Below are 21,180 nucleotides of genomic sequence, written 5' to 3'. Positions count from 1 at the left end.
CATGTTTTGAGGATTTCTAAACTGCTTCCCACTCTGGAATACCTCCAAATGACCCAAAATCTTCTTGAATCTCATCCTGCTGAAAGAGCCGGCGCCGCGCCGCGCCGCGATCCGTTGCCGGTCGATCCCGTCTCCGGACTTGGCCTCGTCAATGTCGCCGACCTTCTCGGTGCCGAGCGGGAGGCCATCCTTCTCCATAATGGCGACCGCTATCGCCTGCGGATCACCGCCAATAACCGGCTCATCCTGACCAAGTGAGGCTCACCATGCGCGCCACTCTGCAGAAACACGCTCTCGCCCTTCTCGCCACGCTCGCGCTGGGCGCATCTCAAGTGGCAGCCGAGCCCAAGCGCATCGTCGCGGCGGGCGGGGTCGTTACCGAGACAATCCATGCTCTCGGAGAGGCTGGCCGGCTGGTCGGGGTCGATTCGACCTCGCTCTATCCGGCCGATGCGTTACAGCGCCTGCCGAATGTCGGCTATGTCCGCGCGCTTTCGGCCGAGGGTGTGCTTTCACTCAGGCCGGATCTCGTACTGGCCATCGACGGGGCCGGCCCGCCGGACGTGCTGGCATTGATCCGGCAGTCCGGCATTCCTGTCCAGCTCCTGACCGAGGAGCCCAGCGAGGCCGGCGTGCTCGCGCGGATCCGCATGATCGGCGCTGTGGTCGGACAGAAGGCTGCGGCCGATTCCCTGGCTGACCGGATCGCCCTTGGCTTTGCCCGGCTGGCAGAGGACCGCGCGCGGATCTCCCGGCCCAAACGCGTTCTGTTCGTACTGTCGATGCAGAATGGACGGGTGATGGTGGCCGGCCGCAACAGTTCCGCCGCGGCGATGATCGGCCTTGCCGGCGGCATCAACGCCGTCGAGACGCTGGAGGGTTTCAAGCCCGTCTCGGACGAAGGGATCATTGCCGCCGCGCCGGATGTCATCGTGATGATGCAACGGGGCGACCATGCTGTGGCCGCCGCCGATCTTTTCGCCCATCCCGCATTCCGGCTGACACCGGCGGCGGCTGATCGGGCACTGATTATGATGGATGGTCTCTACCTCCTCGGGTTTGGACCCCGAACAGCCGAAGCGGCCCGTGATCTGATGAGCCGGCTCTACCCGGCGGCCAATCGGGATCGTGCGGAAGCGGTTCCCCGGCCATGAGTGTGGGTCCGATGCGCAATGCTCTGGAGCCCGGGCGATCCGGTTCCGGCCGTGAAGGCGTCGTGGCCCTCCTTGGCACGGCCCGGCATCGCCGGGCGGTGCTCTGGGCGGCTTTCGGCGGCGCCGTGCTTGCGGGGCTGTTCTTCCTGTCCCTCTTCAAGGGCGCCGTGGCCCTGTCAGTCGATAGCCTGCTGAAAATTCTCGGCGGATTGATCGGCAACGGGAGCCTGCCCGACACGCGCGAGTCACTGATCCTTGCCAATATCCGTTTGCCCCGCGCCATGCTGGCCATGCTGGTCGGTGCGGCGCTTGCCGTTTCGGGCGCGATGCTGCAGGGGCTGTTCCGCAATCCATTGGCCGATCCGGGCCTGATCGGCGTTTCAGCCGGCGCTGCCCTTGCGGCCGGAATCACGATCGTTTTCGGCGAGAGGCTGCTGGCGCCCGCCTTCGGCAAGCTGCCCTTCGCGATTCTGCCGGTCGGCGCGTTTCTCGGCGGGCTCGGCTCGACCCTCGTTCTCTACGGGATCGCAACACGCGCCGGCCGGACTTCGATCGCGACCATGATGCTGGCCGGCGTGGCCTTGGGCGCATTGAGCGGCGCCATGTCCGGCTTTCTTGCCTATCTCTCGGACGACCGGCAATTGCGCGACCTCACCTTCTGGGCATTGGGCAGCTTTTCCGGCGCCAGCTGGACCAAGCTCGCCGCGGTCGCACCGGCCATGATCGCCATTCTCGTGGCAGCCCCCTTTCTCTCCCGGGGCCTCGACGCGCTGGCCCTCGGTGAGGCGGAGGCCTTCCATCTCGGGCTGCCGGTCCAGCGGGTGAAGGCGGCCGCCATCCTCATCGCCGCGGTGGCTGTCGGCACCTCGGTGGCAGTGGCGGGAATGATCGGTTTTGTCGGCCTTGTCGTGCCCCACATCCTGCGCCTGCTGCTCGGAGCCAGCCATCGCCTGCTCCTGCCCTTCAGCGCACTGGGTGGCGCGGTGCTGCTGCTCGCGGCGGATATCGTCGCACGGCTTGTCGTTGCGCCGGCCGAGCTTCCCATTGGCATCCTTACGGCGGCCATCGGCGCGCCGTTCTTCCTGTGGCTGCTGTTGCGGCGCCAAGCGAGGCCCTTCGAATGAACGCATGGCTGACAGCCGAGAATGCCGGCTACGCAACAGGGGGGCGCTGGCTCGTCGAGATGGCCGATCTCGCCTTGCATCCCGGGAAACTGACGGTCGTGATCGGCCCGAATGGCGCCGGAAAGAGCACCCTGCTCCGGCTGATGTCCGGCGAGCTGACGCCGCAGCGCGGCAGGGTTACCAGCCTCGGTGAGCCGATTGCGCAGGTGCCGGCCTGGCACATGGCGGCACGGCGCGTGGTGATGGCGCAGAGCGGGCGGCTTGGCTTCCCGTTCCGGGTGCACGAGGTTGTCGCCCTTGGCATCCTCGCGGTCGGCCGCCGGTTGACCCGGATCGAGCAGGATAATCTCGTCGAGGCGAGCCTCCGTTCGGCGGACATGCTTTCGCTTGCAGACCGGGATTTCCAGACGCTGTCGGGCGGCGAGCAGCAGCGCGTGCATTTCGCGCGGGCCCTCTGCCAGCTCGAGGCGGCCCGGCGGATCGAGACACGGCAGGTGCTGATGCTGGACGAGCCGATCGCCAGCCTCGATCTAGAACATCAATTTGCGCTGTTGGATGCCGCGCAAGCGCTGACGCGGCGGCCGGACAGCCCCGTGGCCGTGCTGGCCATCCTGCATGATCTCAACCTCGCTGCCTGCTATGCGGATCATCTCGTCGTGCTCAGGAGCGGGCGCATTGCCGCGCAGGGCCCTGCGTCCGAGATCCTGAACGAAACCCTGCTGGCGAAGGTGTTCGGCGTCCAACTGGACATTGCCTGGCATCATGGCCTCCCGGCGATCCTGCCGCAGGCGCGGCTCATGCCTGGCAATCCGGCCTAGGCTTCGAGGCGACGGCGCCCTTCATTGCTGAGGGAGGGGAGGTCGAGATCAGCCAAGGTCGTCGCCTCGAGCGGCTGGAAGAACCCACGATGGGCCTTGAAGAGCAGTGCCGAAATACCGGCGCTGACCGTGGAGGCGACGAGGAAGTTGACGGGACAATCCTTCGGCTCGAAGGCCCGGACAATCTCGCCGATATTGATCTCGTCTGGCGCGCGGGCGAGGCGGATGCCTCCATAACGGCCACGGCTGGTCTCGAGCAAGCGCCCCAACGCGAGGGCGTGGACCGTTTTCTGGATGTTGACGAACGATATCCCCGTGACATCGACCAGATCCGAAGCGCGGGTCAGGCGCGGCCAGCGCGTCGCCAGCTCGGCCATGATCCGGATCGCATCAAGCGTTTGCTGGTTGAGCCACATCGTTTCGCGATACCGCATAGCTATCGGAAACGGAAGCCGGAAGGGGCAGGAGAAAATCGTTCTCCGCAGGGCCCGAAGTTTGAAAGCCCAGGCTCCGGACCCCGAATTGGAAGAGAATGACGGGTATAGTATCCATTTTGTTCGGAATAACGAACAAATGCGCGGTCATTCCCGGCTGCGCGACGGACCCGGAACCCGCCATGTCCACGGCCAAGCTCCAACCCCTGCCAGCGATCCTGATCGCCAATGACCTGCTCACCGGGGACACCGTCTTCTTCACCGGTGATGGCTGGACCCGGCATCCAGGAGAGGCACTACTCGCGGGAGACGAAGCAGCGTCCATCCGGCTGGAGGCGGCCGGCCAAGAGGCGATGCAGCTGAACCGGGTGGTCGATGCCTATCTCGTCGATGTCGTTCTGTCCGAAGGCGGCATCCCCGTACCCCGCCATTTCCGCGAGCGTTTCCGCCTGCTCGGCCCGACGATCCGCCCGGATCTCGGCAAGCAGGCAGAGTTTCCTGGCCTTGCCGCGCAGGCCGGCCGCACGAGGTGACCCATGTATCGCTATGATGAGTTCGATGCCGCCTTTGTGCGCGATCGCGTGGCGCAGTTTTCGGCGCAGGTGCAGCGCCGTCTTGCGGGCGCGCTGACTGAGGACGAGTTCAAGCCGCTCCGCCTGCAGAACGGCGTTTACCTGCAGTTGCATGCCTACATGCTCCGGATCGCCATTCCCTATGGCACGCTCTCGGCGCGGCAGTTGCGGCAGCTCGCGCTGATCGGCGAGCGCTTCGACCGCAGCTATGGCCATTTCACGACGCGACAGAACCTGCAGTTCAACTGGATCCAGCTGAAGGACGTGCCGGAAATCCTGGCCCTGCTCGCCGATGTCGAGATGCATGCCATCCAGACCTCGGGCAATTGCATCCGGAATGTTACGGCGGACCAGTTTGCCGGCGTGGCGGCGGACGAGATCGAGGATCCCCGCCCGGTCGCCGAATTGATCCGGCAATGGTCAACCGCGCATCCGGAATTCAGTTTCCTGCCGCGCAAGTTCAAGATCGCGGTGACCGGCGCGGCCGAGGACCGGGCCGCCGTTTCCGTGCACGATATCGGGCTGCGCATTGTCCGGCATCCGGAAACCGGCGAAACAGGCTATGCAGTGCTGGTTGGCGGCGGTCTCGGTCGGACGCCAATGGTCGGCAAATGGGTGCGCGACTTCCTGCCGAAGCCGCATCTGCTCGCCTATCTGGAAGCGCTGATGCGTGTCTACAATGCCGAAGGGCGGCGGGACAACAAGTACAAGGCACGGGTGAAGATCCTCGTCCACGAGATCGGGATTGAGGCCTTCCGCGACAGGGTCGAGGCGGAGTTTGCACAGCTTGACCCGCTGCGGATCCAGGCAGATGCCGCAGAGGTTGGGCGGATCGAGCGGTACTTCGCACCGCCGGCCTATGCCGAGTTGCAGGACAATCCGCCGGCGCTCCGCCGGGCCCGGGCAGCCAACCCGGAATTCGATCGCTGGGTGGCGCAGAACGGTTTCCCGCACAAGGTGCCGGGCTATCAGGCCGTCACGCTTTCGCTGAAGGGCATCGGCGAGGCCCCGGGCGATATCACCTCGGCCGGGATGCGGCTCGTCGCCGAGCTCGCGGACCGCCATTCGTTCGGCGAGATCCGGGTCACACATGCTCAGAACCTCGTCCTGCCCAACGTACGACAGGACGAATTGTTCGACCTCTGGCATGCGCTGGCAGCCGGCGGCCTGGCCACGGCCAATGCGGGGCTGATCACCGATATCATCGCCTGCCCGGGGCTCGATTACTGCGCACTGGCCACAGCACGCTCCATCCCGATCGCTCAGGCGCTGGCGACACGGTTCGCTGCGCCGGATAGGCAGCAGGAAATCGGGCCGCTGGCCATCAAGATTTCCGGCTGCATCAATGCCTGCGGCCACCACCATGTCGGGCATATCGGCATTCTCGGGCTCGAGAAACGCGGCGAGGAATCCTACCAGATCACGCTTGGCGGCGATGCCGGCAATGCCAGCGCGATCGGCGAGATCCTGGGCCCCGGCCTCGGCGCCGACGAGGTTCCCGATGCGATCGAACGGCTGCTGGCGGTCTATCTCGACCATCGCCAGCCGGGCGAGCTCTTTGTCGATTCCGTGCGGCGGCTGGGCATCCAGCCGTTCAAGGCCGCCTTCAACGCGGAGTTGCGCCATGACGCTGCTTGACCGCCACGGGTTCCGGCCCGACCCTTTCCGGCGGCTCCCGGCAGCCGAGATTGCCGGCCATCCGGCGGTCATCGTGCCGCTGGCGGATGTTCAGGCGGGGCTGCTGGTCCGGGCTCTCGGCCAGCGCATCGGCATCGACATCGCCAACACGCTGCCTGCGGAGGACGCGACGGCGTTCGCCAACCAGGTCGACCTGATCGCCATTGCCTTTCCCGGCTTTGCCGATGGCCGCGGCTTCACACTGGCCCGGCGCCTGAGGCGCGCCGGCTTCCGCGGCATCCTCCGCGCTGTCGGCCCGCTCATTCCCGACCAGTTCGCCTATGCGATGGCCTGCGGTTTCGACGAGGTGGAACTGCCCGATGCGGTTGCCACCCGGCAGGGCGAGGCCGCCTGGCTCGCCGATCTGGCAATCTACAGCACCAGCTACCAGCGGGACTATGCGCGCGGGCAGAACATTCTCGAAGCCCGGCGTGAGGCCCGGACCGGCGGTGCGACATGACGGAGGCCAGCGCCAACCAACTGGCTCTCGCTCTGGGCGACCTGCCGCTTGCATCCCGGCTCAAGAGAATCCGGCAGACCTTCGAAGGCAAGCTGGTCTTCACCACCAGCCTTGGCCTCGAGGATCAGGTGCTCACCCATCTGATCTTCACGGAGGGACTCGATATCGAGGTGGCCACGCTCGATACCGGCCGGCTGTTCCCCGAAACCTACGCCCTCTGGTCCGATACGGAGATGCATTACGGGCGGCGGGTTCGTGGCTTTGCACCGGACCGGATCGCCATCGAGCGGCTGCTGGATGACCAGGGCATCAACGGCTTCCGTCTCTCGCCGGATGCCCGGAAAGCCTGCTGCCATGTGCGCAAGGTGGAGCCGCTCCAGCGCGTGCTGGCCGGTGCCGAGGGTTGGCTGACAGGCCTCCGCGCCAGCCAGTCCGCCTTCCGGCAGGGAACCGGCGCACTGCGTTTCGACCCGGAATTCGGACTCTGGAAAATCAACCCGCTTTTCGACCAGACGCGTGAAGACCTCGCCGAGCTCGCCGCGCGTTGGTCGATCCCCGTCAATCCGCTTCACGCGGCCGGCTTCCTCTCGATCGGCTGCCAGCCCTGCACCCGGGCGATTCTGCCAGGCGAAGACGAGCGGGCGGGCCGCTGGTGGTGGGAAGCGGATGCCAGCCGCGAATGCGGCCTCCATCTCGCACGGGCCAAACCCGACCCCGAAGGCCGGAGGGCCTGACATGCATGCGAACAGCCATCTGCGGCGCCTCGAAGCCGAGGCCATCTTCATTTTCCGCGAGGTCTTTGCCACCTGCGACAGGCCGGTCCTGCTCTATTCGATCGGCAAGGATTCGGCTGTGCTGCTGCATCTCGCGCTGAAGGCGTTTGCGCCGGGGCGGCTGCCCTTCCCGGTGCTGCATGTCGATACCGGCTGGAAGTTCCGCGAGATGATCGCCTTCCGCGACGAGACCGCAAGGCGCCTCGGGCTTGACCTGATCGTCCACACCAATCCGGACGGGCTGGCGGCAGGGATCGGCCCCCTCAGCCATGGGTCGGCTGTCCATACGGATGTGATGAAGACGCAGGCGCTGAAGCAGGCGCTGGACCGGCATGGCTTCGACGCGGCCTTCGGCGGCGCCCGGCGCGACGAGGAAAAGTCCCGCGCGAAGGAGCGCATTTTTTCGCTGCGCACGCCGGACCATCGCTGGGATCCGCGGTCGCAGCGCCCGGAACCCTGGCTGCTGTTCAATACCCGCAAGGCGCAGGGCGAAAGCTTCCGGGTCTTCCCGCTCTCGAACTGGACCGAAGCGGATGTCTGGGACTACATCGCGCTCGAAAACATCCCCGTCGTGCCGCTCTATTTCGCAAAGCCACGCCCCGTCGTGCAACGGAACGGCGCCCTGATCATGCGTGATGACGAGCGCCTGACGCTGTTGCCGGGCGAGGTGCTCGAAACCCGGATAATCCGGTTCCGGACTCTCGGCTGCTACCCGCTGACAGGGGCTGTCGAAAGCCGGGCGGACACGCTCGAGGCCGTGCTGGCGGAGATGCGCGAGAGTCGCGTTTCAGAACGGCAAGGCCGCGTGATCGACCATGATGCCACCAGCTCGATGGAAAAGAAGAAGCAGGAAGGATACTTCTGATGCTGCCCGCCATGCTTGCCGCGCGCCACCCCGAACCGGACATGCCGGACGTTGCCGCCGCGCTCCGCCCGGCCGAGCGCAGCCTGCTGCGCTTCATCACCTGCGGATCGGTGGATGATGGCAAGTCCACCTTGCTCGGCCGGCTCCTCTGGGAAACCGGCGCGGTCTACGAGGACCAGGCCGAGGCACTGGCGCGGGATTCCGAACGCTTCGGCACCGATGGCAAGAACCGTGATTTTGCACTGCTGGTTGATGGCCTTTCCGCCGAGCGCGAGCAGGGCATCACGATCGATGTCGCCTATCGCTATTTCGCGACGCCGCGCCGCGCCTTCATCGCAGCGGACACGCCCGGCCACGAACAATATACCCGTAACATGGCGACAGGCGCTTCGACGGCGGATGTGGCGATCCTGCTCGTGGATGCGCGCAAGGGGGTGCTGCCCCAGACGCGGCGGCATTCCTCTATCGTCTCGCTGGTGGGTGTGAGGGATGTGATCCTTGCCATGAACAAGATGGATCTTGTTGGCTTCGACGAAGCGGTTTTCCGACGGATCGAGGCCGAATATCGCGCCCTTGTCGCCCGGCTCGGCTTCCGTTCAATCCATGTCCTGCCGCTTGTCGCGCGGGATGGCGATACCCTCACCCGGCACTCCGGACGCATGCCCTGGTATGCCGGTCCGACGCTGCTCGACCTTCTGGAAACCCTCGAACCGGCGCTTCCGGTCGATGGCCGGTTCTTCCTCCCGGTCCAATGGGTGAACCGCCCGAATGCCGATTTCCGCGGCTTTTCCGGAACCGTCGCCAGCGGGCAGATCCGCGTCGGCGATCCCGTCACCATCCTGCCGCAGGGCCGGGCAAGCCGGATCGCGGAGATCCTGACGCCGGAAGGCGCCCGCAACGCGGCGAAAGCCGGCGAGGCTGTGACGGTCACCCTCGCGGACGAGACCGATGTGGCGCGCGGCGACGTGATCACGGTCGGGCATCGACCGCCTCATGGGACCGGAACGCTCACCGTGCGGCTGCTCGTTCTCGGCGAACGCGTGCTCGCGCCAGGCGACCGGCTGCTTCTCAAGCTCGGTTCGGCAACGGTTCCCGTCCGCTTCGAGGCCCTGACCCACGAACTCTCCGTGGAAGACCTGACGCCCCGGCCGGCCCGGCAGCTTGCCATGAACGGGATCGGCAAGGCCGTCCTCCGGCCCGAAGCGCCGCTCTTCGCCCTGCCCTACAATGAGTGCCAGCCGCTGGGCAGCTTCCTGCTGATCGATCCGATGACCCATGCCACTCTTGCCATGGGCGTCATCGAGACAGCATCCGGCCCTTCCCGCGAGGCTTCGCCGCGACATTCCGCGCCCGTGCATGCACTGCTGTTGCGGTTCTGGCCTTCGCACCGGCCGGAGCAGATCCGAAGCGCCATCACGATCCTGCTCTTCGCGCTGACAGGCTTCCTGTTGACGGGCACGCTGGCTGACGCGCTGATCCTCGCAGCCCTTGACGGGATCGGCCGACCGCTCCTCATCACGCTGCAGGAAAGGTTCTGGCCTCCCGGAGAAAAGCCGGCTCCTTCCATGGGTCCGGAGCCGGGCCTTGACGGAGGCGGCATATGAACCCGCCTCCCGCGCATCGCCACGAATGGGCTTTCCGCCTTCTCCTTCTGGCTCTCACGCTGCTCTGGCTGCTCCTCCCCTCCGCGCGGGCCTATGCTCTCGCGGCACAGGTGCTGGCATGATTCCGCACCGCGCCCCGACATCCCAGCCGCCGGCGCGGATTGCGCCGCTGGCGACGCTGCCGGTCTTCCACAAGCTGCAGGGCCGCTTCGTTGTGCTGGCCGGGCACTCGGACGGGGTGCGCTGGAAGGCGGAGTTGCTCGCTGCCGCCGGTGCTGAGGTGCGCCTGTTCGCGCCACCCGGTGCCTTTGCCGAGCCCTTTGCCGATGCGCGGATCCGCCTGCAGGACCGCCCCTGGAAGCCGGCCGATTTCGCCGGTGCTGCCCTCGCGATCGGGGATTTCGAGACCGATGACCAGGCCGGCGCCTTCGCCGCGGCTGCCCGGAAGGCTGGAATCCCGGTCAACCTGATCGATCGTCCCGCCTTCTGCGACTTCCAGTTCGGGGCGATCGTCAACCGCTCGCCGCTGGTCATCTCGATCTCGACCGACGGGGCGGCGCCCGTCTTCGGGCAGGCGATCCGCGCGCGGATCGAGGCCATGCTTCCGCCCGGCCTCGCCCATTGGGCTGCCGCTGCGCGAGACTGGCGGCGCTATGTCCAGGCCAGCCGCCCGGCCTATGCGCTCAGGCGCCTGTTCTGGGAGCGCTTCACCGAACGCGCCATGGCCGAGCCGGAGCGACGCCCGGATGCCGGTGACCGCCGCGACCTCCTGCGCGCCTTCGCGCGGGACAGGCAAGCCCCACCGGCCGGCCGGGTCAGCCTTGTGGGGGCGGGACCCGGCGATCCGGACTTGCTGACGCTGAAAGCGCTGCGTGCGCTGCATTCCGCCGACGTCATCCTGCATGACGATCTCGTCGCGCCGGAAATTCTCGATCTGGCCCGCCGTGAATCGGAACGGATCCGCGTCGGCAAGACCGGGCATGGCCCGTCTTGCCGGCAGGGCGACATCTCGGCGCTGATCGTGCGCGAGGCGCTGGCAGGCAAGCGCGTAGTCCGGCTCAAGGGCGGCGATCCGCTGATCTTCGGCCGCGCAACCGAAGAGATCGATGCCTGCCGCCGGGCCGGCGTGGCAGTAGACATTATCCCGGGGATATCCTCGGCACAGGGCGCGGCAGCGGTGCTCGGATTTTCGCTGACCGAGCGGAAAAAGGCGCGGCGGATCCAGTATGTGACCGGGCACGGAGAAGACGGGTTGCTTCCTGCCGACATGAACTGGGCCGCCATCGCCGACCCGGTTACCACAACGGTGGTCTACATGCCCCGGCGCACGCTCGAGGGCTTCGTCCGGGAAGCACTGGCCGCTGGGCTCGCCCCTGCCACCCCTGCCGTTGCTGTTGTCAACGCCACCCGCCCCACACAGATACATCGCTGCGCCCGGATCGATGCCCTGCCGGTGGCGCTCGGTGACTTGCCAGAAACCGGCCCGATGCTGGTGATGATCGGCGCTGTCATCCGGGAAATCCAATTGACCGATATTGAGATGAATCTCCCGCTTATTGCCGCTGAGTAGGGAATTTTTCTTATTATCATCAAAAATAACAGACAAAAAGGAAAAGCATTCCCTGATACATTCAGGCCCAAGAAGGGAGCCTGCCATGGATGCCATTGACCGGAAGATCCTCACAGTGCTCCAGGAGGATTGCACCGTCAGCCTTGCCGAGCTGTCGCACCGGGTCGGCCTGTCGCAGACGCCGTGCTGGAAACGTATTCAGCGGCTGGATGCGTCCGGGGTGATCACGCGGCGTGTCGCGCTGGTTTCGCCGGAGAAGATCGGCCTGGGCCTGACCGTCTTCGTGCAGATCGAGACCGGCGACCATTCCGGCCCGTGGCTGCAGAATTTCGCCCGCACCGTCTCCTCCATGCCGGAGGTGATGGACATCTACCGGATGGCCGGGGATGTCGATTACATGCTGCGCGTCGTGGTCCGCGACATGGCCGAGTTCGACGCCTTCTACAAGCGCCTGATCGAGGTGATCCCGCTCAAGAACGTCACCTCGCGCTTCGCGATGGAACGCGTGAAATCCACCACCAGCTACCGGGTGCCGGATCTGGCCTGACCTCGGGAAAGCCGGGGCGAAGCTGCCGCTGCGCCCCGGGGATCTCCCGTCATTCCGGCAGGATCCGGACGGCGCCCGTATCCGCACTCGACGCGAACAGGGCATAAGCCTTCAGCGCGGTTGTCACGTTGCGCTTGCGCGGCTTGGCCGGTTTCCAGCCGAGCCGGTCCTGCTCCGCACGCCGCGTGGCGAGTTCGGCATCGCTGACCTTGAGATGGATCGACCGGTTCGGGATGTCGATCTCGATGATGTCGCCATCCCGGACCAGCCCGATCGTGCCGCCCGAGGCCGCTTCCGGCGAGACATGGCCGATGGACAGGCCCGAGGTGCCGCCGGAGAAACGCCCATCTGTGACAAGCGCACAGGAGGTTCCGAGCTTCTTCGACTTGATGTAGCTGGTCGGGTAGAGCATTTCCTGCATGCCCGGCCCGCCCTTCGGCCCCTCGTAGCGGATCAGCACGACATCACCGGCCACAACGCCGCCATTGAGGATGCCGTCAATGGCCGAGTCCTGGCTCTCGAAAATGCGCGCGGTTCCGGAAAAGACCAGCACGGACGGGTCGACACCGGCCGTTTTCACGATGCAGCCTTTTTCGGCAAGGTTGCCGTAGAGCACGGCGAGGCCGCCATCCTTGGAGAAGGCGTGGCTGGCCTTGCGGATGACGCCCTTCTCGCGGTCGGTATCCAGTTCCTTCCAGCGGGCCGACTGGCTGAAGGCGGTCTGAGACGGCACGCCGCCGGGCGCGGCCTTGAAGAAGGTGGCCACGGATTCCGAATTCGACTGCGTGATATCCCAGCGGGCCAATGCGGCTGACATCGTTTCGGCATGCACTGTCCGGCACTCGCCGTGCAGATGGCCGGCCCGATGCAACTCGCCGAGGATGCTCATGATGCCGCCGGCGCGATGCACATCCTCGATATGGACATCGCCAACCGCCGGGGCGACCTTGCAGAGCACCGGCACTTTCCGCGAGAGGCGGTCGATATCCTTCATCGTGAAGTCGAGCCCGGCCTCGTGGGCCGCAGCCAGCAGGTGCAGCACTGTGTTCGTCGAGCCGCCCATGGCGATATCGAGCGTCATCGCGTTCTCGAATGCCTTGAACGTGGCGATATTGCGCGGCAGCACGCCTTCATCGTTCTGCTCGTAATAGCGGCGTGCCAGATCGACGATCAGGTGCCCGGCCTCGACGAAGAGGCGGCGGCGATCGGCATGGGTGGCGAGGACGGTGCCGTTGCCGGGCAGCGAGAGGCCGAGGGCTTCGGTCAGGCAGTTCATCGAATTGGCAGTGAACATGCCCGAGCAGGAGCCGCAGGTCGGGCAAGCCGATTGCTCAACCTTCTGCACGTCCTCGTCGGAGTAGCTGTCATCCGCCGCCCAGACCATGGCATCGACAAGGTCGACGGCCTTTTCCTTGCCCTTGACGGTCACCTTGCCGGCTTCCATCGGCCCGCCGGAGACGAAGACGACGGGAATGTTGAGACGTAAGGCCGCCATCAGCATGCCGGGCGTGATCTTGTCGCAGTTCGAGATGCAGACCAGCGCATCGGCGCAATGGGCATTGACCATGTACTCGATGCTGTCGGCGATGATTTCGCGCGAAGGCAGCGAATAAAGCATGCCGTCATGGCCCATGGCGATGCCATCATCGACGGCGATCGTGTTGAATTCCTTGGCCACACCGCCGGCCGCCTCGATCTCGCGCGCCACCAGCTGCCCGAGCGGATGGAGATGGACATGGCCGGGCACGAATTGCGTGAAGGAATTGGCGACAGCGATGATCGGCTTGCCGAAATCGCCATCCTTCATGCCGGTGGCGCGCCAGAGGCCGCGGGCACCGGCCATGTTGCGGCCATGGGTGGTTGTACGCGAACGATATGCGGGCATGGGGTTTCCTTCGTGAAGCAGGCCTTCGGGGCCGCTGGTCTTGTTTCACCCGCTTTAGGTGAAAAGCGGCCATCGGGCAATCTGGCGATCGGTTGCGCGGGTGCCCGAATCCCGCTACCCGGCCATCATTCACGACTTTGTTTTTGATTGGAGATTTTCAGAATGACATCTCACGCGCCGATCTATCTTTTCTCCTATGGCACACTGCAGACGCCGCAGGTCCAGATCAGCCAGTTCGGTCGCCTGCTTGCCGGCCAGCCCGACATTCTGCCAGGCTACCGCAAGGCGATGGTCGAGATTTCGGACCCGGCTGTGATCGCGGCGAGCGGCGAACGCTTCCATCCGATCCTCCTGCGGACAGGCCTTGAACTCGACGAAGTCACCGGAACGGTTTTCGAAATCACGGCCGAGGAACTTGCCGCCGCCGATGCCTACGAGGTCTCGGATTACCGGCGGATCGCTGTCCGCCTGCGTTCCGGCCTCGAAGCCTGGGTCTATGTAAAGGCCTGACTGTTCAGGCTGCTTTTGTCAGGCCACCTTGGGCTGGGCGAAGCCAAGCTTGCGGTTGAGCCCGTCGAGCAGCTTCTCGGCCGCGTCGGCGATGACGGTGCCCGGCGGGAAGATCGCCGCCGCCCCGGCATCGAGCAGGGCCTGGAAATCCTGCGGGGGGATGACACCACCCACCACGATCATGATATCGGGGCGGCCTTCCTTTTCCAGCGCGGCCTTCAGTGCCGGCACAAGGGTGAGATGCCCGGCGGCGAGCGACGAAACGCCGATAATATGCACATCACCCTGCACCGCCTGCGCCGCCGCTTCCTCCGGCGTCGCGAACAATGCCCCGATCTCGACATCAAAGCCAAGATCGGCAAAGGCCGAGGCAATCACCTTCTGGCCGCGATCATGGCCATCCTGCCCCATCTTCGCGACGAGGATCTTCGGACGCCTCCCGTCATTCTCGGCAAAGGCGCGGGTCATGCCCATGACACGCTGCACAGCGGCGTTCTTCTCACCGACAGCTTCACGGTAGATGCCTGAAATCGCCTTGACCTCGGCGCGATGCCGCGAGAAGGCGCGCTCAAGCGCAAGGCTGATCTCGCCGACCGTCGCCTTGGCTCGTGCGGCGGCAACGGCCAGTGCGAGAAGGTTGCCGGTCTTGCTGCGCGCCGCGTGTTCAAGGGCAGCGAGGCTCGCCCGGACGTCCTCGGGATTGCGCTCGGCGCGGAGCCGTTCGAGCTTGGCGATCTGCTGCGCGCGGACGGCCGCATTGTCGACCTTGAGCACGTCGATCGGCTTTTCATCGGTCAGAATGTACCGATTGACGCCGATGATCGTCTGCTCGCCGGAATCGATCCGGCCCTGTGTGCGGGCGGCAGCTTCCTCGATCCGGAGTTTGGGAATGCCGGCCTCGATGGCCTTCGCCATACCGCCGAGCTTTTCGACCTCCTCGATATGACCCCAGGCGCGGGTAGCAAGATCATGCGTGAGCTTCTCGACCATCCGCGAGCCGCCCCATGGGTCGATCAGGCGGTTGGTGCCGGCTTCCTGCTGGATCAGCAACTGGGTGTTCCGGGCGATGCGCGCCGAGAAGTCCGTCGGCAACGCGAGCGCCTCGTCGAGCGCGTTGGTATGCAGCGACTGCGTGTGCCCCTGCGTGGCCGCCATGGCCTCGATGCAGGTGCGGATCGCGTTGTTGAACACGTCCTGTGCGGTGAGGCTCCAGCCGGATGTCTGGCAATGGGTGCGCAGCGGCAGGGATTTCGGCGATTTCGGATCGAAACCCTTTACCAGCTTCGACCAGAGCAGGCGGGCGGCGCGCAGCTTGGCCACTTCCATGAAGAAGTTCATGCCGATGGCCCAGAAGAAGGAAAGGCGCGGGGCGAAGGTGTCGATGTCGAGCCCGGCTGCTCGGCCGGTGCGTATATACTCGATCCCGTCCGCCAGCGTGTACGCCAGTTCGAGATCCTGCGTCGCCCCGGCCTCTTGCATGTGGTAGCCGGAAATCGAGATCGAGTTGAATTTCGGCATATGCTCCGCCGTGTAGGCGAAAATGTCCGAGATGATGCGCAGCGAACCGTCCGGCGGGTAGATATAGGTGTTGCGGACCATGAACTCCTTGAGGATATCGTTCTGGATGGTCCCGGAAAGCTTCGCCGGCGCAACACCCTGTTCTTCTGCCGCCACGATGAACAGGGCAAGAACCGGCAGCACGGCGCCGTTCATCGTCATCGAGACGGACATCTGGTCGAGCGGGATGCCTTCGAACAGCGTCCGCATGTCGTAGATCGAGTCGATCGCCACGCCGGCCATGCCGACATCTCCCGCAACGCGCGGATGGTCGGAATCATAGCCGCGATGGGTGGCAAGATCGAAGGCGACCGACAGGCCCTTCTGCCCGGCCGCAAGGTTGCGGCGGTAGAAGGCGTTCGAATCCTCGGCCGTCGAGAAACCGGCATATTGGCGGATCGTCCAGGGCTGATTGACATACATGGTCGGATAGGGCCCCCGGACAAAGGGCGGCAGGCCGGGATGCGTGTCGAGGAAGTCAATCCCCGCCAGATCCGCCTCGGTGGTCAGGGCCGGGATGGCGATGCCCTCGGGCGTGAGCCAAGGCTCGACGGAAGCTGCCGGCGCCGGCTGGCCCGGGCGACGGAAGGCAAGGGAGGTGAAATCGGGCAGGCGGCTCATGGGTTTCTCCCTCAGGTGCCGATTGCATCGAGTGCAGCCTCGAGCGAGGCTAGCACATCACAGCCAACATACGAAAAGCCGCTGATCCCGGCGGCCCGGTAGGCAGCTTCGTCGGGTCCGGGGCGGCCGGCCAGCCAGACCTGCCGCGCACCCGCCGCATGCAAGGCCTTCGCCGCGGCAACGGCCAGGCTGTCCTCGCCGGCGTCTGACGGGCTGCGATAGACCTCATCGGACGAGGCAAGGCAGGCGAATGCCGCGCCGCTCGCCCGGAAGGCTGCGAGGAGCGCAGCGAGGTCCGTTTTCCCGCCCGCATCGGCAAAGCCGCCATTCCCCAGTCCCTCGATGCCGGCCACCTCGAAGAAGCTTTTTGCGAAGGTGGCGCGAGCCGTGAAATCGGCCACGCGCCCGAGATTGGCGAGGAAGACCCGGGGCGGCTTTCCATGCCCGAGCCGGATGGCGCGGTCTCTCAGATGTTCGAAGGGCTCGGCCAGCCGCAGGGAGGGCAACGCCCCCTCCGGCGCCGCATGCGGGCGTGCTTCCGCCAGGACAGCTGGCGGCGTTTCCGTGAGATCCGGGAACTCACTCACGCCGGTCAACGGCTGACGCCGGGTTGCCAGCAGCCGAAGCCGGGCATCGCGGGCATCACGCAGCATCTCGGCGACGAAGCCGTTCTCCAGCGCAGCAGGCATGCCGCGGAGCCGGTTGCCGGCCTGCCCTTCGAGAACACCGAAGAGCGACCAGGCTTTTTCGGCCAGCGCATCGGTCATCGCCTCGATGCTGCCCGCACCGGCTGCCGGATCCAGCATCCGGGCGAGGCTGGATTCGTCGAGCAGGATGAGGCTGGTATTCCGCGCGAGGCGGCGGGCTGCGGCATCCGCGAGCCCGAGCGGCGCGGTGAAAGGAAGGACCTCGATCGAATCCGCGCCACCGATCCCCGCCGCGAAGGCCGCAATCGTGTTGCGCAGCAGGTTCACATGGACATCGTGCCGCGTCAGCATTCGCCAGGCAGTCTCGGCATGGATGGCAACGGGTGCCGGGGAGAGCCCGCTGGCTTCCTCGATCCGGGCCCAGAGCAGGCGCAAGGCGCGCAGCTTGGCGATACCGAGGAAGAAATCATCATCGACGGCCAGCGTGAAGGAGAGCCAGTTGCTCGCTTCCTCAAGCGGAACGTTGGCCTCCTCGAGCGCGCGCAGATAGGTCACGCCCTGCGCAGCAAGAAGCGCCAGTTCCTGCGCCTCGGTGGCCCCAGCCTCGTGGAAGGGGCGGGAGTCGCACCGCAGGAAAGGCCCGGCAAAACCCTCCGCCCGACGCTGGCGGATGATCTCCAGCGCATTGGCCATCAACGTTCCGAAGGCCAGCGGGAAGTGCCCGAGCGCTGCAAAATCCGCCAGCGGCTGGAGACCGAAATCGACCTTGAGCGTTGCGCCCGGCAGGCGGCTGGCCTGGGCGAAGGCGGCGAAGGAATCAGCCAGCGCACGACCGCCGAACGGTGCCCCTTCCAGCCGCAGCGAAACGAGATCGCAATGAACGTTGCGCAGGGCCTGCGACCAGGTGGCCGGAGAGGGTTCACGCAGGCCGAAGCCGCGCGCCTGCGGAGAACCCGCGAGCGTCGCGGTAATCATATCCGCCCCGCCGAGCAGGTCCTCGTGTAGCAACCCATTGCCCCGATCGGCATCGGGATCGGCGATGCGGGCGGCAATCCGCCAGCGTTCGGCCCCGCGCGGGCCGGCAATGGCCTCGACATCCTTCCGCCGCGGATGCAGCGGAAGGACGGGCAAGCCATCCGATGTGCGCCCGACCATCACCTTCTCGAAATCGGCGCCCTTGAGCACCTGCTCGACCGCTTTGCGCCAGTCGGCTTCGGTTGTCGGCGGGAAGATGTTGTGGCGGGTTGCCGTCATGGGCTGTCTCCCTCGCGAGAAGGCTTAGCGATGCCAGCCCTTGGCTCGCGCAAAAGCGATGCCTGTGGCGACGACCAGAGCAGACTTGATGACCGTACCGACGAGGAACGGCATCAGCCCGACAGCGATGGCCTTCTCCATGCCGGTGAAGGTGGCGAGCCAGGCAAGGCCGCCGGCAAAGATCACGGCATGGGCAGCCAGCATCACCATGAAAGCGCTGAGGACATGGCGGGCCCAACCACGCTCGACGCACCAGCCGACCAGCATCGCCGCGAGCGGGAAAGCGGCGAGATAGCCGGCCGTCGGGCCGAGAAAGGGCTTCAAGCCGAAGGCACCTCCGGCGAGAACCGGCAGACCGGCCAACGCCTCTGCGAGATAGAGCAGGACCGAGGCACCGGCCAGACGCCAGCCGAGCAGGACGCCGAGCAGCAGGATGCCATAGGTCTGCATCGTCATCGGAACCGGAATCATCGGCACGCTGATCCACGAGCAGAGGGCGAGCAGGATGCTGCCGGCGAAAATGGCGGCGGCCTTCCGGAGCAGGGTGTAATCACCCTCGAAACGAAAGACGGGCATGGCAGCATGGGCAAGAGAAGATCGGGCATGCAAAGTCATGGTGAAATCCTTTCAGGAAATTGACGGCACAGGAGGCAGAAGCCGCGTGCCGGCAAAACCGGCAAGCGCGACCTGATCGCAGAGGTCATGCCAGGCGCAACCTGAACAGGCCGTGCGCAGCGTGCCCTCGGCAAAGGCGGCCCGCAATGCAGGCAGATGGTCGACAAGCCCGGGCAGTTCGGTGCCCGGCAGAAGCGCCTGCCCGAGGCAGGGCGCGAGATCGGCGGCGGCCTGCCGGTCGCGCCAGGCGATCCGGGGCTCTTGGCAATGGCAATCCGGTTCGCCGAGGCGCGGGCCGCAGATCGCGTCCGGCCCTTCGACAATACAGATCGGCGCACCCGCGGCGAGGCGTTCGATCACCCGGTCATAGCCGGCCACAAAAGCGGCGCTGTAGCCCTCCCCGCGGTAGGTGAGGCTGCACAGGAGATGGTGCGGCCGCAACGGGACGGGAGGCTGCACCGCAGCCATCAGGCAAATTCCATGATGACGGCATCGACGGCGAGGCTGTCGCCGGCCTTGGCCTTGAGCTTGCCGATTGTCACGTCCTTCTCGGCACGGAGAACATTTTCCATCTTCATGGCCTCGACGATGGCGAGGGTCTCGCCAGCCTTGACCTCCTGCCCCTCGGCCACGGCGATGCTCTTGACGAGGCCCGGCATCGGGCAAAGCAGAACCTTCGAGGTATCGGCCCCCTTCTTCTCGGGCATCAGCGCGGCAAGGGCGGCCTCACGCCGGGTGTACACACGGAAGGCCGCCGCGCCCCCCCCCTGCGCCAGCCGGACGCCGTTCGGAATCGGCGCGACATGCACTGCCAGTGCCTCGCCGTTGATCGTCCCGTTCCAGACGAGATCGCCCGCGCGCCAGCCAGAGTTGAGCGCCATCACCGTGCCGTCGTCAAAGCGGATGCAGAGCCCCTCACCCTGCGGCTCGACCACGAGATCGAGCCGGACGGCATCCGGCCCCTGCCCGACCAGCACGACACGGTCGGTCTCGAAGGTCACCGGGCGCATGGTCGACATCTGGCCGGAGATCTGCCGCTTGCGCGCGTTGAGCGCGTGGTCGATGGCCGCCGCGATCGCCGAAAGCCGGCGGGCGGCATCGCCCTGCGGCAGCGGGATCTGGAACCCTTCCGGGAATTCCTCGGCGATGAATCCGGTGGAGAGCGCGCCAGACTTCCAGCGCGGATGCGCCATCAGCGTGGCGAGGAAGGGGATGTTGTGCCGAATCCCGTCAATCGCAAAGCCATCCAGCGCCCGCGCCTGCGCCTCGATCGCCTCAAGCCGGGTCGGCGCATGGGTAACCAGCTTGGCGATCATCGGATCGTAGAACATCGAGATCTGGCCGCCTTCCTCCACACCGGTATCGTTGCGCACGGTCACAGGGCCGGTTTCGCCCTCCGCCGGCGGTCGATAGCGGGTGAGCCGGCCGATCGAGGGCAGGAAGTTGCGGGTCGGGTCCTCGGCATAGATGCGGCTCTCGACGGCCCAGCCCTGCAGGCGGACATCCTCCTGCCGATAGCGCAGGGCCTCGCCATAGGCGACGCGGATCATCTCCTCGACAAGGTCGAGCCCGGTGATCATTTCCGTCACCGGATGCTCCACCTGAAGGCGCGTGTTCATTTCGAGGAAGAAGAAGCTGCGGTCCTGCCCGGCGACGAATTCCACCGTGCCGGCGCTGTCATAGTTCACGGCCCTTGCAAGGGCGACGGCCTGAGCACCCATCTTCGCACGGGTCGCCTCGTCCAGCAGCGGCGAGGGCGCCTCCTCGACAACCTTCTGGTTGCGGCGCTGAACGGAGCATTCGCGCTCGCCGAGATGGATCACGTTGCCATGCTTGTCGCCGAGAACCTGGATCTCGATATGCCTGGGATTGACGATGAATTTCTCGACGAACATCCGGTCATCGCCGAAGGAGGATTTCGCCTCCGACCGCGAGCGCTCGAAGCCCTCGCGCACCTCGTCGGCATTCCAGGCGATGCGCATGCCCTTGCCACCGCCACCGGCCGAGGCTTTCAGCATGACAGGATAGCCGATCTCGTCGGCGATTTTCATCGCTTCCTCGGGCGTCTCGATCGTGCCGAGATAGCCGGGAACCGTCGAGACGCCGGCCGCCGCCGCCGCCTTTTTCGATTCGATCTTGTCGCCCATGGCCGCGATGGCATGCGGGTTCGGGCCGATGAAAGTGATGCCGGCTGCCTTCAGCGCGTGAGCGAAGGCCTCGCGCTCGGAAAGGAAGCCATAGCCTGGATGGACCGCCTCGGCGCCGGTCTTCCGGCACGCCTCGATGATCTTGTCGATGACAAGATAGGATTCGCTCGCTGCCGGCGGGCCGATATGGACGGCCTCATCCGCCATGGCCACATGCATGGCGTCCTTGTCGGCATCGGAATAGACCGCAACGGTGGCGATGCCCATCCGGCGCGCCGTCTTGATGACCCGGCAGGCGATTTCCCCGCGATTGGCGATCAGGATCTTCTTGAACATTCCCAAACTC

General features: G+C 65.8%; 21 protein-coding genes. 14 read left to right on the top strand and 7 right to left on the bottom strand.

The window, feature by feature from the left end:
- The first annotated feature begins 48 nt into the window (after positions 1-48).
- The 4 genes from hemP to P0652_RS07955 are packed head-to-tail and all read left to right on the top strand — an operon-like array spanning position 49 to position 3,096.
- Entirely contained in the window at positions 49-258 is a 210-nt protein-coding gene (gene hemP / locus P0652_RS07970) for a hemin uptake protein HemP (RefSeq protein ID WP_284178256.1), read from the top strand.
- Positions 259-266: 8 nt separating this feature from the next.
- Positions 267-1,154, top strand: a complete 888-nt coding sequence (locus P0652_RS07965) for a heme/hemin ABC transporter substrate-binding protein (protein WP_284178255.1) — start codon at positions 267-269, stop codon at positions 1,152-1,154.
- Positions 1,151-2,278 (top strand): FecCD family ABC transporter permease, encoded by a 1,128-nt coding sequence (locus P0652_RS07960; protein WP_284178254.1) that lies wholly within the window; start codon positions 1,151-1,153, stop codon positions 2,276-2,278. Before P0652_RS07965 ends, P0652_RS07960 begins: the two co-directional genes overlap by 4 nt.
- A complete protein-coding gene (locus P0652_RS07955; RefSeq protein WP_284178253.1) occupies positions 2,275-3,096 on the top strand; it encodes a heme ABC transporter ATP-binding protein in 822 nt (273 codons plus the stop codon). Before P0652_RS07960 ends, P0652_RS07955 begins: the two co-directional genes overlap by 4 nt.
- Here P0652_RS07955 and P0652_RS07950 read toward each other — a convergent pair.
- Positions 3,093-3,530 (bottom strand): Rrf2 family transcriptional regulator, encoded by a 438-nt coding sequence (locus tag P0652_RS07950; protein WP_284178252.1) that lies wholly within the window; start codon positions 3,528-3,530, stop codon positions 3,093-3,095. The genes P0652_RS07955 and P0652_RS07950 overlap by 4 nt on opposite strands.
- A 182-nt stretch (positions 3,531-3,712) precedes the next feature.
- Here P0652_RS07950 and P0652_RS07945 point away from each other — a divergent pair, with 182 nt between their 5' ends.
- From P0652_RS07945 to P0652_RS07905, 9 genes are all read left to right on the top strand, one after another.
- Positions 3,713-4,063, top strand: a complete 351-nt coding sequence (locus P0652_RS07945; RefSeq protein ID WP_284178251.1) for a DUF2849 domain-containing protein — start codon at positions 3,713-3,715, stop codon at positions 4,061-4,063.
- 3 nt (positions 4,064-4,066) lie between these two features.
- On the top strand, positions 4,067-5,740 hold the full coding sequence (locus tag P0652_RS07940) for a nitrite/sulfite reductase (protein WP_284178250.1): 1,674 nt from the start codon (positions 4,067-4,069) through the stop codon (positions 5,738-5,740).
- Complete coding sequence (locus tag P0652_RS07935; protein ID WP_284178249.1) at positions 5,727-6,239, top strand: DUF934 domain-containing protein; 513 nt, start codon at positions 5,727-5,729, stop codon at positions 6,237-6,239. The genes P0652_RS07940 and P0652_RS07935 overlap by 14 nt, the downstream gene beginning before the upstream one ends.
- Positions 6,236-6,973, top strand: coding sequence for a phosphoadenylyl-sulfate reductase (locus P0652_RS07930; protein WP_284178248.1), 738 nt, complete (start codon positions 6,236-6,238; stop codon positions 6,971-6,973). Before P0652_RS07935 ends, P0652_RS07930 begins: the two co-directional genes overlap by 4 nt.
- Entirely contained in the window at positions 6,906-7,877 is a 972-nt protein-coding gene (gene cysD / locus P0652_RS07925; RefSeq protein WP_502947490.1) for a sulfate adenylyltransferase subunit CysD, read from the top strand. Before P0652_RS07930 ends, cysD begins: the two co-directional genes overlap by 68 nt.
- Positions 7,877-9,481: a sulfate adenylyltransferase subunit 1 gene (locus P0652_RS07920; protein ID WP_284178246.1), complete on the top strand. Its 1,605-nt coding sequence runs from the start codon at positions 7,877-7,879 to the stop codon at positions 9,479-9,481. The genes cysD and P0652_RS07920 overlap by 1 nt, the downstream gene beginning before the upstream one ends.
- Positions 9,478-9,603, top strand: a complete 126-nt coding sequence (locus tag P0652_RS07915; protein ID WP_284178245.1) for a hypothetical protein — start codon at positions 9,478-9,480, stop codon at positions 9,601-9,603. Before P0652_RS07920 ends, P0652_RS07915 begins: the two co-directional genes overlap by 4 nt.
- The gene (cysG, locus tag P0652_RS07910) at positions 9,600-11,051 is read left to right on the top strand and encodes a siroheme synthase CysG (RefSeq protein WP_284178244.1); all 1,452 of its coding nucleotides are present in this window, start codon (positions 9,600-9,602) and stop codon (positions 11,049-11,051) included. Before P0652_RS07915 ends, cysG begins: the two co-directional genes overlap by 4 nt.
- 85 nt (positions 11,052-11,136) lie before the next feature.
- A complete protein-coding gene (locus tag P0652_RS07905; protein ID WP_284178243.1) occupies positions 11,137-11,598 on the top strand; it encodes an Lrp/AsnC family transcriptional regulator in 462 nt (153 codons plus the stop codon).
- Between the two features lie 49 nt (positions 11,599-11,647).
- On the opposite strand, the gene ilvD is transcribed toward P0652_RS07905, so the two are convergent.
- On the bottom strand, positions 11,648-13,483 hold the full coding sequence (gene ilvD / locus P0652_RS07900; RefSeq protein WP_284178242.1) for a dihydroxy-acid dehydratase: 1,836 nt from the start codon (positions 13,481-13,483) through the stop codon (positions 11,648-11,650).
- A gap of 162 nt (positions 13,484-13,645) precedes the next feature.
- On the opposite strand from ilvD, the gene P0652_RS07895 reads away from it, so the two are divergent.
- On the top strand, positions 13,646-13,993 hold the full coding sequence (locus P0652_RS07895; protein WP_284178241.1) for a gamma-glutamylcyclotransferase family protein: 348 nt from the start codon (positions 13,646-13,648) through the stop codon (positions 13,991-13,993).
- Between the two features lie 18 nt (positions 13,994-14,011).
- Here P0652_RS07895 and scpA read toward each other — a convergent pair whose 3' ends face one another.
- Genes scpA through P0652_RS07870 form a run of 5 tightly spaced genes read right to left on the bottom strand, consistent with a single transcriptional unit; the run spans position 14,012 to position 21,170 of the window.
- The gene (gene scpA, locus P0652_RS07890) at positions 14,012-16,171 is read right to left on the bottom strand and encodes a methylmalonyl-CoA mutase (RefSeq protein ID WP_284178240.1); all 2,160 of its coding nucleotides are present in this window, start codon (positions 16,169-16,171) and stop codon (positions 14,012-14,014) included.
- Between the two features lie 11 nt (positions 16,172-16,182).
- Positions 16,183-18,072, bottom strand: coding sequence for a methylmalonyl-CoA mutase family protein (locus tag P0652_RS07885; RefSeq protein WP_284178239.1), 1,890 nt, complete (start codon positions 18,070-18,072; stop codon positions 16,183-16,185).
- A 24-nt stretch (positions 18,073-18,096) separates the two neighbouring features.
- Positions 18,097-18,687 (bottom strand): biotin transporter BioY, encoded by a 591-nt coding sequence (locus tag P0652_RS07880; RefSeq protein ID WP_284178238.1) that lies wholly within the window; start codon positions 18,685-18,687, stop codon positions 18,097-18,099.
- A gap of 12 nt (positions 18,688-18,699) precedes the next feature.
- On the bottom strand, positions 18,700-19,155 hold the full coding sequence (locus tag P0652_RS07875) for a DUF1284 domain-containing protein (RefSeq protein WP_284178237.1): 456 nt from the start codon (positions 19,153-19,155) through the stop codon (positions 18,700-18,702).
- Complete coding sequence (locus tag P0652_RS07870; protein ID WP_284178236.1) at positions 19,155-21,170, bottom strand: acetyl-CoA carboxylase biotin carboxylase subunit; 2,016 nt, start codon at positions 21,168-21,170, stop codon at positions 19,155-19,157. Before P0652_RS07870 ends, P0652_RS07875 begins: the two co-directional genes overlap by 1 nt.
- Between the last annotated feature and the right edge of the window lie 10 nt (positions 21,171-21,180).

It is taken from the genome of Rhabdaerophilum sp. SD176, from assembly GCF_030143245.1.
Taxonomy (GTDB): domain Bacteria; phylum Pseudomonadota; class Alphaproteobacteria; order Rhizobiales; family Beijerinckiaceae; genus Rhabdaerophilum.
The sequence above is the reverse complement of the archived record's forward strand: the minus strand, read 5'-3'. Positions and strand labels throughout refer to the sequence as shown.